The organism is Rhodohalobacter halophilus (assembly GCF_001715195.1).
GTDB classification, from domain to species: Bacteria; Bacteroidota; Rhodothermia; order Balneolales; family Balneolaceae; genus Rhodohalobacter; species Rhodohalobacter halophilus.
The window spans coordinates 19,200-33,974 of record NZ_MDWE01000004.1 but is presented as its reverse complement, the minus strand read 5'-3'; the positions used below and the strand labels follow the sequence as shown (position 1 = coordinate 33,974).

General features: G+C 44.7%; 12 protein-coding genes. 1 reads left to right on the top strand and 11 read right to left on the bottom strand.

All coding sequences use genetic code 11. The features are described 5' to 3' along the window. The first annotated feature begins 17 nt into the window (after positions 1-17). Entirely contained in the window at positions 18-1,127 is a 1,110-nt protein-coding gene (locus BG260_RS01730; RefSeq protein WP_069130236.1) for a vWA domain-containing protein, read from the top strand. 139 nt (positions 1,128-1,266) lie between these two features. Here the strand turns inward: BG260_RS01730 and BG260_RS01725 are convergent, their stop codons facing one another. From BG260_RS01725 to BG260_RS01675, 11 genes are all read right to left on the bottom strand, one after another. Then, entirely contained in the window at positions 1,267-1,812 is a 546-nt protein-coding gene (locus tag BG260_RS01725) for an OmpH family outer membrane protein (protein WP_069130225.1), read from the bottom strand. An 18-nt stretch (positions 1,813-1,830) separates the two neighbouring features. Beyond that, positions 1,831-2,352, bottom strand: coding sequence for an OmpH family outer membrane protein (locus tag BG260_RS01720; protein WP_069130224.1), 522 nt, complete (start codon positions 2,350-2,352; stop codon positions 1,831-1,833). A gap of 45 nt (positions 2,353-2,397) precedes the next feature. Further along, positions 2,398-2,931 (bottom strand): OmpH family outer membrane protein, encoded by a 534-nt coding sequence (locus BG260_RS01715; RefSeq protein ID WP_069130223.1) that lies wholly within the window; start codon positions 2,929-2,931, stop codon positions 2,398-2,400. A gap of 12 nt (positions 2,932-2,943) precedes the next feature. After that, entirely contained in the window at positions 2,944-5,394 is a 2,451-nt protein-coding gene (gene bamA / locus BG260_RS01710) for an outer membrane protein assembly factor BamA (protein WP_245683872.1), read from the bottom strand. A 70-nt stretch (positions 5,395-5,464) separates the two neighbouring features. Beyond that, positions 5,465-6,292 carry an isoprenyl transferase gene (locus BG260_RS01705; protein WP_069130221.1) on the bottom strand — a complete coding sequence of 276 codons (828 nt, stop codon included), beginning with the start codon at positions 6,290-6,292 and terminating at the stop codon, positions 5,465-5,467. 69 nt (positions 6,293-6,361) lie between these two features. Continuing rightward, the gene (gene ribH, locus BG260_RS01700) at positions 6,362-6,832 is read right to left on the bottom strand and encodes a 6,7-dimethyl-8-ribityllumazine synthase (protein WP_069130220.1); all 471 of its coding nucleotides are present in this window, start codon (positions 6,830-6,832) and stop codon (positions 6,362-6,364) included. Between the two features lie 11 nt (positions 6,833-6,843). Further along, complete coding sequence (locus BG260_RS01695; RefSeq protein ID WP_083750031.1) at positions 6,844-7,686, bottom strand: PHP domain-containing protein; 843 nt, start codon at positions 7,684-7,686, stop codon at positions 6,844-6,846. Between the two features lie 2 nt (positions 7,687-7,688). Next, entirely contained in the window at positions 7,689-9,305 is a 1,617-nt protein-coding gene (locus BG260_RS01690) for a S41 family peptidase (protein ID WP_069130218.1), read from the bottom strand. 19 nt (positions 9,306-9,324) lie between these two features. Further along, entirely contained in the window at positions 9,325-11,301 is a 1,977-nt protein-coding gene (locus tag BG260_RS01685; protein ID WP_069130217.1) for a LysM peptidoglycan-binding domain-containing protein, read from the bottom strand. 96 nt (positions 11,302-11,397) lie between these two features. Continuing rightward, the gene (locus BG260_RS01680; RefSeq protein WP_069130216.1) at positions 11,398-13,089 is read right to left on the bottom strand and encodes an NAD+ synthase; all 1,692 of its coding nucleotides are present in this window, start codon (positions 13,087-13,089) and stop codon (positions 11,398-11,400) included. Between the two features lie 9 nt (positions 13,090-13,098). Continuing rightward, positions 13,099-14,763, bottom strand: a complete 1,665-nt coding sequence (locus BG260_RS01675) for an amidohydrolase (RefSeq protein ID WP_069130215.1) — start codon at positions 14,761-14,763, stop codon at positions 13,099-13,101. Positions 14,764-14,775: the final 12 nt, after the last annotated feature.

The following is a 14,775-nucleotide window of genomic DNA, read 5'->3' as shown; positions in this document are numbered from 1 at the left end:
AACCGAAATATTCCTTTATGCATTTTAGATATACTCAATGGTCAGACCGTTTCAACAGAGGTCAACAATCTCCTTTTGATACTCTTTTTAATCTTTTCCAGGAGCTCCTCTCCATTTCCGGAGGAGATGTATCTCAGGCTCTTCGATGGATGAACCAAATTGATGAAGAGTATAAAGTTACCGACCAGTTCGATGAAAATTACGGTCTCGGAGACTTCATACAGGAACTGCAGGAACGAGGATATATCAAACACGATCAGGATCAACAGAGAATGGTTCCTACCTCTAAAACAGGAAAAAGCATTCGGAGAAAAGCGTTGGAAGAGATCTTTTCCCAATTAAAGAAGGGGAGTGTTGGGGGACATAAAACTGTACATACGGGTAAGGGACTTGAGCGCCAACCGGAAACTCGTTCATGGAAACATGGCGACGATACTGCACACATCGACAGTACCGGAACGCTGATGAATGCTTTGAAGCACACCTCACTGGATCAATTCAATCTCAGAGAGGACGACATTGAGGTTTACAACACCGATCACCACACATCCACTGCTACGGTACTCCTGATCGACTTGAGCCACTCCATGATCCTTTATGGTGAGGATAGGATCACACCGGCCAAAAAAGTGGCAATGGCACTTTCTGAAATGATCTCAGGAAGTTATGAGAAGGATTCGCTCGATATTGTAGCATTCGGAAACCGCGCCTGGAAAATTGAGATGAAAGAGCTTCCCTATCTAAAAGTCGGTCCTTACCATACCAACACCCTTCAAGCTCTTGAGATGGCACGCCATATCTTACAGAGAAAGAAGTTTGCCAATAAACAGATATTCATGATTACAGATGGGAAACCTTCCTGTATGATCGAGAATGGAAAATTCTATAAAAACAGTTTCGGTCTGGATCGTAAAATCGTCAATAAAGTTCTGGATGAGGCTGTAAAATGTAAGCGTGATCAGATCAATATTACTACATTTATGATTGCACGGGATCCGTATCTGCAAAACTTTGTAAGGGAACTTACGAAAGCAAATAAGGGGCGAGCCTATTACTCTTCATTGGATGAACTGGGGGGATACATTTTTGAAGATTACATCCGCAACAGAAGAAAAAATGTGAGATAGTCCGGTTCACATCCAAGAGTTTATGCCGTAATCTATGCCAAATTATGCGATCAACTCATATTACGTCATAATACCGGATAATAGAAAAGGCAGAACCAACTGAATGATCCTGCCTTTTAAAAAATTTGATGGCGAATGCTTATATGTCCAGCTCGTCCATCACTTCATCGGTAATATCATACTCATCCCGGATGTTTGGTGATACGTAAAGAATGATCACATCTCCGCCTGAAGTTGTTGTATTCAATACGTAATCCAAGCCTTTACGAGCTGCCACAGCATCAATTGCCTGCTGAATCTGCTCAAGTAACGGCTGCATTAATTGAGCTCGCTGCTGTGCCATCTCCTGCTGAGCTTGCTGCTGCATTTGACGGAATTCTGTATCCATAGCTGTCAGGCGCTCTTCCTCTTGCTGACGTGCATTTTCAGAAATTACACCCGCTTTTTGCTGATAGAGTTCAATTTCAGTTTGAAGTTCGCGCTCCTTCTCCATGAGCTCATTCTGTTTTCTTTCAGCAAAATTTTGCAGTCTCTGTTGAACCGCTCTCATCTCCGGCATTCTTTCCAATACAGCTCTCGGCTCAACAAAGCCAATTTTCATATCCTGAGCTTGCACCGCAGGAGTTGCCATAACTGTTGAGATTGCTACGAGAAAAATAAATCCTAATGTGTATACTTTTTTCATGATAATAGAGGGTTCGTATTAGTTCTGTGTAAGTTTTTGAATAACTCTTTCTGTAATATCAACACCGCGATCTGAGGCATAATAGACAATCGGATCGCCCGTACTGGCCGTTTTATTGATCACAAATTCCAATCCCAACTCTTCGGCTACATCACTCATAGCCTGATCTACACGGTTTAAAAGCGGATTAAAAAGTTCATTTTGTCGCTGTTGAATCTGCCGCTGAATGCGGTTTTCAAGGTTGGCAAGTTCTTCTTGCCGCTCTTGAAGCTGCTCTTCCCTGCGCGCCTGTTCTGCTTCAGAAAGTTCACCGGCTTCAACCAGCTCAGAAAATTCAGTCAGATCTTCGATCCAGCTCTGATAGCGATTCTGAAAATCAGCTTGTCGCTGTTCAATAAATTGTTGAATTTCGTTTTGTACCTGTTCGGTTTCCGGCAGTGCGTCAAGTACATCGTCCGGATTCATAATGCCAACCTTTAACTGCCCAAACACAGTAAGTGGCATGAGTATGAATAGTGCTGTCAGAATTGTCTGTTTCATAAATTGTCTTTTGATTTAAGCGCCCTAAGTTAAAATTTATAATCTTTAATTTCTTGATGAATCTAACCCTAATTCTAACATCACTTCTTCGGTTAGGTTCCACTGCTGCCGGGCAAACAGCATTTGTGTATCTTGTGCCCGGTCAAAAACAAAGTCAAAATTATCACGCTCAGCAACACGATTCAAGGCTTCGAAAATCTGACGTTGAATCGGTTCGAGCAGTTCCTGTTGACGAGTAAAATATTCGCCCTCGGGACCAAAACGATTTTCGATCATTTGATCAAGCTCCCGTGTTTTAGCTTCAATTTGCTGCAGACGCTCCTCCCGGATTTCATCGGTAAAAAGGATTTCACGGGCTTCAAAATCTTCCCGGAGTTCCTGCAGCTCCTGTTCAAGCTCTCGGATCTCCTGCCGCCAGTTTTCGCTCAATAAATTGAGTCTCTGCTCCACTCCGCTATATTCGGGCATATTTTGCATAATCACATCCGTATCGATAAACCCGATTTTCTGGTTTTGAGCATTCGACACTTCAAAACCAACCCAAAGCAAAATTATTGTGGAACAGAGAAGTTTTTTCATCTCGTCACCTATTTAAAATGGAGCTCCAATATTAAACAAGAACTCCCATTCACCCGCTCGCAATCCCTGTCCTTCGTTTGATGCAGGAGTACCATCCAGTCGATAACCGTAACTCAGATCAACCAGTCCCAAAATCGGGAGGAAGATACGTGCACCAAACCCTGCGGCCCGCTTCACTTCAAACGGATCAAACCGATTCAAATCATTAAATGTATTTCCTGCATCAACAAATGCATAGGGAATTAGCTGAATCTGTTCGGATGACACCGCAGGGTAACGCAGCTCGAGTGTGTATTTATTGTATACACGCCCGCCTACCAGATTTTGATTTGGATCAAGCGGCGATATTACCCCGTTAAAACCACCCGGAAAACCGCGTAAGTCAATATTGTCGTTCAGGAAGTTTTGACGCTGCTGTATCTGTGTACCACCAAGGAAGAAACGTTGGAAGTTACTTCGCCCGCTGTCACTCAGGTATCCCATATACCCATACTCTGCACCGGCACTAAATACCAGCTTGCCAACCAAGGTCTGATGGTGCATGTAGGATGATTTGATTTTGTAAAACTGTTGGAAATTGGGCAGTGGAATGGCAACCTCGCCGGAAATACTGAACTTGGATCCAAATCTCGGTGAGATTGGGTTATCTGTCGAGTTTCTCTCAATTACGTGACGAAGCGTCAACAGGTCGGCCCTGCCGTCTTCAAAGATCCCACTGAAACCGGCAACATTAAAGTGATTGTAGGTCAAAATGGTTCTGTGCTGGAAATAGTCATCCGGCCACTGCAGACGTCTTCCCAAACTCACGCTCGCAGAAAAAAGCTCATTTCTCCTGTCTGGCTGAGCAATACCGCCAATCGATCGATTATTGTAGTTCAGGAAGTCATACGATAGGCTCACTCCCAACGATGTAGGGCGTCCTCGCAGCCACGGCTCCGTAAAACTGAAGTTGTAACTCTGATAGCCGCGACCTGTAACCTGTACACCGAGCGATAATCTCTGTCCATCACCAGAGGGAATTGGATTCCAACCTCCTGGCTCAAACATTCTCTGAACTGAGAAGTTGTTGAAATTAACTCGAGCGGCCAGAATTATACCAATTTGTCGCCCACCAAAACCACCGGAGAACTCAAAATTATCGGTTCCCTGTGTTTCATCCAGGTTGTAGAGAATATCTACCGTATTGTTTTCCGGATCAGGCTGGAGATCGGGCTGAATACCTTCAGGATTGAAATAACCGAGCTGCCCCAGTTCACGAATGGACCGCACAATCGCCGATCTGCTATAAGTAGCACCCGGTACGGTTCGAAGCGTTCTACGAACCACATCATCGTGAGTCTTCGTATTGCCGGCAAATTCAACTTCTCGAATCGTTGCAATCTCCCCTTCGACAATCTCAAAATTCAAATCGAGAGAATCGCCCTGTACAATTTCAATATTTGGATATACATCGAAAAAGAGATAACCGATATTTTGATAAAGACTTGAAATATCACCGTCATCGCGTCTGAACTCCAGGTTTTCCTGAAATTTTGATTCATTGAACACATCTCCTTTCTGGAAACCGAAAGCTTGAGTTAGTTCCTCATCTGTATAAACCGTATTTCCTTCCCAATTGATGTTTCGGACTCTATACTGCGGCCCCTCTTCAATTTCGATGTCAAAGATCACACCGTCTTTACTTCTTCTCCAGTTATCTACATATACGGAATCTTCAAGTACTCGAACGTCGCGATAACCGTTATTTCGATAGAATTGTAGTACGTTTTGAATCCCTTCTTCATATTCGTCCTGAGTATAGACATGGCGTTTAAAAATCCTCCACCAGCGATCCTGCTTAATTGTGCTAAACTCTTTTCTCAGCTTTCGATTGCTGAACTCCTCATTTCCGGAAAAGTTGATTTCACGCACCTTAATTCGCTCACCCGGATCAATTTCAAACCTTAGGGAGATGCGGTTTCTCTCATCATCACTTACTTCTTCAACAACATTTACATCCGTATTCCAATAGCCCTCTTCCCGGTAGTAACGATAGATCGTATTCAGCGCCTGATTCCGTACTGAGTTAGTCACGGCAAATCCGGAAATAAGGTTAAGTCGTTCACGAAGATCCCTGCGGTGCGACCGCTTACCGCCAACGAGCTCATAACGCTGCAGACGAGGCTGTTCCTGAACTTTTATATGAATTCTGACACCACCGGAAACACGTTCATATTCAATTTCTACATCTGAGAATAGCCCGGTTCTATGCAGACGTCGAATCGCTTCGGAGATCTCCTCTCCGGGAATTGAAATCCGGTCACCTACACGAAGCCCACTGCTGCTAATCAGATAGCTTTCACGTGCTGTCACCAGTCCGGATACGGTTATTTCCCGAATTTCATATTCAAGTTGTGAGATTGAGGTCGGGTCCTGTATTCTGAAATTTGTATCCTGAGCAACTGCTTGCTGAAGTGATACCAATCCGATAAAAAATAAGATTGCGCAAATGAAGAGTCGATTGAAATTGACCACGTGATAGATAATTACTTCTTTAAGAGATAATTTTATTTATAACTGCTGCGGATATCTTTTTGGTATATCCGTTTTTCACGTTCCCGTATCTACGATCACGCTTTTGGTAGGAAAATATTGCCTGATAGAGCTCATTTCTTCGAAAATCAGGCCAGTACGTTTTTGTAATATAGAGCTCTGAGTAGGCCAGCTGCCAGAGCAGAAAGTTGCTGATGCGGTACTCTCCACTGGTTCTGATTATCAAATCAGGGTCCGGAACATTTGCCGTTGAAAGGTAAGAACCGATTTTGTCATCGGTTACCTCATCCGGTGAAATTTTCCCCTCTGCAACATCCAGGGCAATTTTTTTTACCGCTTCTGTAATGTCCCATCTTCCCGAATAACTGAGCGCCAGGCATAGTTCCAGCCGGTCGTTATCCTTTGTCAGTTCTTTCACCTCTTCCAATTGACGCTGACAAGACGCGGGCAAACGGTTGATCTGACCGATGGACGAGAGTTTGATATTATTTTTGTTCAGACGGTCAGCCTCCTTCTTCAGAGAGTTAACCAACAATTTCATCAAACCGTTAATCTCATCTTCAGGCCGATTCCAATTCTCGGTTGAAAATGCATAGAGAGTCAAATGTTTTACCCCAAGCTGGGCACAACTTTCTGTGATATCACGAACGGACTCTACTCCTTCTTTATGTCCAAAAAGGCGAATATTACCTTTATCCTTGGCCCATCGTCCGTTCCCATCCATTATAATAGCTATATGTTTGGGAATGGAACCGGAAGATATAACCTCCGACTGGAGTTTTTTATCCTCTTCGCTCTGAGTTTGATCTGTCAGTGTTAGTGGTTCCAATGCAATAATTTGATGAGGTGTTTGAAGCTTTAAAAAATAGCGCGAATAGTTGCGATATTCAAGGTTTAATTATTTAATGGAATCCTTCAAACGAATCATTTCCAACGCCGACAGAGCCGCTTCCGCACCTTTATTTCCTTTATCCATGCCGGCCCGTTCTGTTGCCTGCTCCACAGTATCGGTTGTAAGCACACCAAAAGCAACCGGAATTCCGGTCTCCATATTCAGGTCTGTTATCCCACGGGTAACCGCATCACAAACAAAATCAAAGTGAGGTGTTCCTCCGCGAATGACCGCCCCAATTGCCACCACTGCATCCACTTGAAGATTATCGATGCAGTACTTGCATGAAAGCGGTAGCTCAAAAGAACCCGGACATCGCATGATATACAAATTCTCTGTCTTAACCCCTTTGGCTTTCAACGCAGCCACAGCCCCTTCGAGCATCTCATCGGTAACAAATGAGTTCCATTTCGCTGCTACAACGGCAACCTTTTTGCTATTAAACAACTCATCTGATTCAAGTTCTATCTCAGGCATAAGTCCATTTTCTAATTTATCAATTCGCGTCTTCTGCGCGCCATCCGTTTCAGTGAAAATACATGCTGTTCACCCAGAGTTACAATTCCAAAGTAAGGATCGTAATCTTTTTTCCCTTTTCCATGAAAATCACTGCCGCCGGTAACCAGCAGTTTCTCTTCAGAAGCAAGTTTTGTAAACGTACGCTGAAGGTTAAAATTATGACTTGGATGTATACACTCCAATCCGTCAATTCCAAGGGAAATCAGTTGTTGAATTTCGTCCTGTGTGTAAAGAGGTCCGGGATGTGCAAGTGACAAAACGCCCCCTGCATGCTTGGAAATACGGATTAACTCTTCCACAGTAATATACTCAGTTTGAATCTGTTCCAGTTTTTCTGAGGAGAGGTATCGGATAAATGCTTCTGCTATGGATGCAACATAGCCTTTGTCAATCAGTACAGATGCTGCATGTGGCCGGCCAATATTTCCAACTCCGGCCTCGGCTCTTACTTCATCCATGGAAATATCCAATCCCTGAGATTGAAGTTTTTCCACAATTTTTTGCATACGTTTTACCCTGGCATGTTTTTGATTTCGAAGCATCTGTACAAATTCTGCATTTTCTTCATCAAAACAGTAGACCAGAATATGAACTTCTCGTTCACCCCATACAGCACTCACTTCAACACCGGGGAGCAGCTCAATTCCCATCTCCCGGGCTGAATCTTTTGCTTTCAAATACCCCTTAATTGTATCGTGGTCTGTAATGGAGAGAGTTTTTAGTTTTTTCTCCCTGGCTCTTCTTAAAAGTTCATCCGGATTGTAAGCCCCGTCTGAGGCGGTCGTATGCGTATGTAGATCTGCTTTACCCAAAGTTATGGTCTTAAAATGGACTCGTATCTTACCGAGTCTCGTAAAATTTCTATCGATTCCTGCAGTGCTATATCTAACCGAAGTAACGCTTGCTGTCGCTCATCACCGGTTAACGTTTGAGAAATCCATTCTCGTTGCAGTTCATTTTCAATAAATGGTCTGCTATCATACAGCTGGGCAACTTTCAGATCCCGCTGAAGTGCCTTCAACTCTGTGAGATGACGTTGTGAATTACCTTGTTCTTCACTGCTCTTAAAATGTTCCGAAAGAGCATCCAAATGTTCATCTGCTGAGGTTTCAAATGAGAAACCACTCTCAATTAGATGCTGTACAAATGTACGATACAGGTTATCAGGAATCTCGTTGTTTTCAGTTTCCGCAATTTTGTCGTTTACATAAAAGAAGTAGTGATTATCCCTTTTCAATGCAATATCCAGTTCAGAATGTATGTCTGATTCTAAATGAACATCGGGTTCTATTCCGTTTCCGTCTCGCACAGGCCGGCCATTTCGGGTTCTAAAAGTCCGAACCTCCTCAAGGGTATCTTTTCGATAATCTATAGACTGTATACTGCGACCGCTCGGAATAAGGTATTTCGAAATGGTCATTTTCATTGACGTATTATACGAGAGCGGACGAATCGTTTGAACCAATCCTTTTCCAAAACTCTTCTCCCCATAAATAACCGCCCTGTCTAAATCTTGCAGAGCACCGGCAACAATCTCAGATGCACTTGCACTTCCACTGTTTATGAGTACAACAACCGGCAGATCATCAAACAGAGCGGGCTCCTCTGTTGCATACGTCTCATTTTGACTTTCATATCGCGTTCGGGTCTCTGCAACCGTTACACCGGGTTCCAGAAATTTATCAACAACTTCAACAGCTTCATTTAAAAGTCCACCCGGATTATTTCGTAAATCCAGAACGATCCCCGACAGACCTTCCTGTTCTTTCAGTTTTGTAAGAACTTCTCGCAGCTCCTCGCCCGTTCTGTTACCGAATCTGTTAATCTGCACATATCCAATCGATTGGTTGCCATCTGCAAAACCGTAATAGCTGATATTTCTAACTTCAATTCTTTCACGCTCCAGCTCAAATGAAATCGGTCGATCGACTCCGCTCCTGGAAATGACTATCTCAATTCTGGTTCCCACATCTCCTATAGTCAGACGCTGAACTTCATCAGGTGTGCTGTTCTCAACACTCACCCCATTTATCTCTTCTATTATATCTCCCGGGCGAATACCGGCTCGCTGTGCAGGATATCCGTCTATGGGGGCAACGACAACAATTCTGTCTCCTCTAAAACCGGCTTCAATACCGATTCCGCCATAAGAACCGGATGACAAAATTTCGAGTTGCTGCTGCTCTCCCTCATCCACAAACGATGTGTAAGGATCCAAGCCGGAAAGCATACCATCAATTGCACTCTTCATCAGCCTTTCGGGGCTTACCTCATCTACATAGCGAACGGCAACCTCTTTATAGACATCGCTAAAAATGGTAAGCTGCTTTTTGATCTGAAAGAAGAGATCGTTCGATTGAGCAAAAGCTCCCGCAAAAATGATGAAAGCTGCCAGCGACAGTAAAATTCGTTTTTTGGATACAGCTTTCATCAATGTCTATATTTTCTGCTTAACGGCGAATAATCAGTGACTGACCGGGGTAAATCGTTGTTCCGTTGATGTTGTTTGCCCGCTGAATTGCTGAAACTGATACCCCATGCCGTCGGGCAATGCTACCGAGTGTATCGTTCCGTCGAACGGTGTACCGAATTTCGTCAGAAGGTGTGGTGGTGTCTCCCTCAAAGCGTAGGGCATAGATATTTTCTCCACTGCGCTGACGCCGTTCTACCTCCTGCTTTTGTGCGTAGGTCAATCCGTCAATCTGTTTAAAATAGTCTGCATGCTGACTCGGTACGTGAACTGTTAACCGTTGCCCAACCCTAATCGTGTTACTGATTCCATTCCAAGAGCGAACCTGCCAAGCCCTCACATCAAACCACTCAGCTACATGGCCAACCGTATCACCGCTTTTTACCGTATAAGTTACCGGAGTGGTATTGGCCGGAGCCTGTACCTGCTGTCTTTGTGATTGACCTGATGATGAACCGGAGCTGTTTGTAGGTCGGTTAGTGGCAATTTGTTCTTGCGAACCCGGTGCAACAGGCACCACGATTCTCTGTCCGGGATGAATCATACTGTTCAAGCCTTCATTTGTCTCATAAAGTGCTCTCACAGAAGTACCGTAGCGGCGAGCGATATAGCCCAGTGTTTCGCCGCTGCTTACGGTGTGCATAGCTACTTCGGATGCACGAGAATCTTTCGGGATCTCCTGATATGCAGCAATAAATTCATCTTGGATTCCCACCGGGAGCTTCAGCGGATATTTATCTCCGGGAGGAGTAGCCCAGCGTAACAGTTCAGGGTTGTAATCTTTGATTTCCTGAAGTGAAATTCCTGCGGCTTTTGCCAAATCCTCAAGCGGCATCAAACCATCCACTTCCACTATATCATACTGATAGGTTCTGCCGGTTGGTTCCACTTCAAAACCAAATTCACCGGGATTCATGGCGATCATGGTTGCTGCAATATAACCGGGAACGTACCCCCTGGTCTCTCGCGGTAAATAGGGGTAAGCTGTCCAGTAATCCTCTACTCCGCCGGCAGCCCGGATCGCTCGCCGAAGGCCTCGCGGACTCAGATTGTAGTTGGCCAGCGATAGATGCCAGTCGCCCCAAATATCATACAGATCCCGTAAGTGCTGAGCAGCAGCTCTTGTGGATTTTACAGGGTCTCTTCGCTCATCAACCCACCAATTAACTTCAAGGCCGTAAACAGCGCCGGTTGCTCGGATAAATTGCCACAATCCAACAGCACTGGCCCAGCTGCGTGCTGTGGGCACCAATCCACTCTCAATCATAGAAAGATGGATCAACTCCTGAGGAACTCCCTCCTCAGCAAAAATTTCTTTCATCATTGGAAAGTAGTACTCTGACCGCTCCAGCCAACGCTCCATTACATCCGGTCGACGCAAGGTGTAGTACATCAAATGTCTGTTGACATGCTGATTTTGAACCAGCGGAACATCCGTTTGGTTGATGGTCAAATTGTCGGGCAGTGCATACCCTTCAGCAATCCAGTCATCCTGTTCAGAAAACAGTTCCTCCTGTACTTCAAAAATATCTCCTTCGGTCTCTCTCCGAGCTTCCGTAATACCATAAAACTCGCTGTGCTCAGCCATCACGGTTCGGTAGAGTTCCGCAAAACGGCGGTTATTCTGCACTTCAGGGTAGTCTGTCATAAGAGTTTGAATCCCCTCAAAAGCACGGTTAATGTAGGTTTCGGCCTGTACAAGATCACCCTGAACCTGGGCATCAATTGCAAGTACTTGAATACGGTATATATCTGATATCCGTCTTAAAACTTCTTTATCCAGCTCACTCCTTTCGGCAGAAATTTCCATTACCGGTTTATCCCGGTTTGTATCCGTCAATGGGTTAGAGTAAGGAAGCAATTTAGATGGGATTTCTATCTCACCGGATGTCTGTGCCTGAGCATGCAGTGAATGAAGTGCGAAAAAAGTTATTAGCAGAAGTACCGTTTGCTTCATGGAGTAGTGGTTAGAGTTTTTAAAGTCTTTTCTAAAGTAACAATTTCACCAGAGTTTCGGAATTTGAGAATCAAAATAAGAGCTTCGATCTGGTTTTTAAAACGATGTCCGGTTTGCCGTCCATTTTTGTACTATTGGCCATCGCCTCCCGCTTCCAAACGATTTGGAACTCACTTTAAGTATAGGCACTGCCTGATTTCTCTTAAATTCATTGTAATCAACCAGTTTAAGAATCCGATCTACTGTAGCGACTTCAAATCCTTCGTGAATTATTTGTGAGCGGCTTTTCTGAAGTTCAATGTAGTTGAAAAGCAGCTTGTCGAGTATTTCATATTCAGGTAAACTGTCGCTGTCTTTCTGGTCCGGCCTCAGTTCCGCACTCGGTGCTTTGTTAATGATCGCTTCCGGAATAACTTCCTTCCGATAATAGGAGCTGTTGAGCCATTTTGCCATCTCATACACCTCCGTTTTGTAAAGGTCTCCGATTAAACTCAAAGCTCCATTCATATCTCCGTAGAGAGTTGCGTAACCGACGGCATACTCAGATTTATTTCCCGTTGCCATCAATAAACTACCAAACTTATTGGCATAGGCCATCAAGATTGTACCACGAATTCTGCTCTGAAGGTTTTCTTCAGCGACTCCGAACGGTTCATCTTTAAAAACAGGTGCCAAAGTTGATCTGAATGTTTCAAAAATTTTCTGAATCGGAATTTCAAAAAGATCAATCCCGAGATTTTTCGCAAGCTCCCTGGAGTCTGTCACACTCCCCTCACTTGAAAATTCAGCCGGCAGTGTGATTGCCTTTACCTGCCCCGGGGAAAGGGCTTCAACCGCAAGTGCACACCCAACTGCAGAATCAATGCCACCACTTAAACCAAATACCACGCTGTCCGCAACACCCGTTTTTTCAATGTAATCTCTCAACCCAAGTCGGATTGCAGAAAACTGTCGCTCTGCTTTCAGTGCCGGATAAATTACGTTCTGATCACGATCGCCCAAAGGCTCAACATTTCCTGACTTGTTATCAAGTTCTACATCAGCAAAGGATGGTTCAAACGCTTTGGTTCGGGCTATCACATTGCCTTTCGCATCTATTGCCATTGAATCCCCGTCGAAAATCACATCGGTATGTGCTCCAACCTGGTTGCTGTACAGAAGTGGCAACTCCAGCCTCCGGGTATGATTTTGAAGCATTTTTTCGCGGTTTTGATGCTTGGTATTTGTATAAGGAGATGCTGAGATGTTAATAATTATATCTGCACCCAACTTTTTTAATTCTTCGGCCGGATTTATGGGATAGGTGTGATACTGAACTTCGTTTTCATTGTACCAGATGTCTTCACAAATCGTTACGCCAAGCTTTATCCCATCCAGGTCGATGCAGTTGAACTCATCATTGGGTTCAAAATATCGCAGATCATCAAAAATATCATAGGTGGGTAAAAGTGTTTTATGAACCGTACCCAGGAGAACCCCATCTTTTGCCAAAAGTGCAGAATTGAACACTTTGCGCCCAAACTGCTTTTTATTCGGTGTAATTGAACCAAAAAGCAGGGCGGTACTTCCGGTTAACATAATAATCTCATCATTGATTTTATAGCACTCATCCCGAAAAGCCTGCACCTCCAATAGATCTTGAGTCGGATAACCGGTCAGTGACATTTCCGGAAGAATCAGTAGATCCATACCGGACTTTTCTGCGCTGGAAAGTGCTTCGACTATAAGTGATTTATTCCCTTTGAGATCCCCGATAATGGGGTTCAGTTGTTCAATTCGAATCTTCATACAATCAATTTAGTACACTCGTTCGCCGGCCAGCCATGTTTGCAGCACTTCCGTCTGCCAGATTTCCGAAGCATCCACTTCAAATATATTCCGGTCTATCAAAATAAAATCGGCCCATTTGCCCGGTTCCAAGGTTCCAAGAACATTCTCCTGGTGTGCGGCATATGCTGCATCGCGGGTAAAAATTCGAAGTGCTTCAACCCGGCTCAGTTTCTGTTCGCTGTACCAGCCACCGGGAGGCATCCCCCCGTGATCCTGACGCGTTATTGCAGAATAGAGACCATAAAAAGGATTGACGTTTTCAACAGGAAAATCGGACCCACCGGCAATCATCGTTCCCTGATCCAGAAAGGTCTGCCAGGCGTAAGCTCCCTGAATTCGCTCTGAACCAACACGATCTTCTGCCATATTCATATCACTTGTTGCATGGGTAGGCTGCATTGAAGCGATTACATCCAATTCCTCAAAACGGGGAATGTCATCCGGGTGAACGATCTGTGCATGTTCAACGCGGTGGCGCAAATCTGATTGGTTGCCCAGTTCATACCATGCATGCTCGAAAGAGTTCAAAACCTGCCGGTTTGCGGCATCCCCAATTGCATGAATATTCATCTGAAATCCATTGGATGCTCCTTTAATTACCATCTGATTCAACTCATCCTGATCATAAAAGAGCAGTCCGCTGTTTCCGGGATCATCGTGGTAATGTTCTATCATGGCTGCACCACGGCTTCCCAGCGCGCCGTCTGCAGAAATCTTCACACTTCGCAGAGCAAGCAGGTCGTTCGCATAACTATTGATTGGACCATTCTCTGCAAGTTCATCAAACGTTTCGCCTGTACCGCCAATCATCGCATAAATTCGGGTTATCATGTCGCTGTTATCGGCAAATTTCTTGTAACGGTCCCACGTGGCCACATCAATTCGGGCATCATGAACCGAAGTCAATCCATGCTCGGCCATTACCTGAAGAGCCAACTCTAAAGCTTGTTCATTCTCCTCTTCCGTTCTTGAGGGAATGTGCTGCGTGATGTACGACATCGTTGCATCAATAAAGATTCCGGTAGCATCTCCAAACTCATCTCGGCGCACCACCCCTCCCTGTACATCCGGTGTATCGCGGCTGATCCCGGCAATCTCCATCGCACGGCTGTTCGCCCACGCTGCATGACCATCGACCCGAGTCAAATATACCGGCCGGTCAGGTACCACACTGTCCAGATCTTCGGCAGTCGGAAATTCATTCTCTTCCCAAAGCACCTGATTCCAGCCTCTTCCGCGAATCCATTTCAAGTCCGGGTTATCTTCTGCATACTTCTTGATGACCTCAAGGGTCTCCTCGAGAGAATCGATCCCCTGGACATCCACATCCAGCTGCTGATATCCTAATCCCATCACATGAACATGGGCGTCGATCAAACCGGGTATCAGCGTCCTTCCCTCTCCATCAATTTCATCAAAACCTGAATATTCGGCACGCAGATCATCTGCAGTTCCAGTTGCGGCAACTTTTCCATTCTGAACGGCAATTGCGTCAAAATTGATCAGTTCCAGATCATCGCCGGCAATCGTGTAGCCTTTTACATTATGAAGAATAAACCCCTCAGGCTCAGTGGAACAGCCGGTTAAAAGAAACAGAGCAAAAAGGATCAGAGTAACGATTCGGTTTATCATAGGTATGAATTA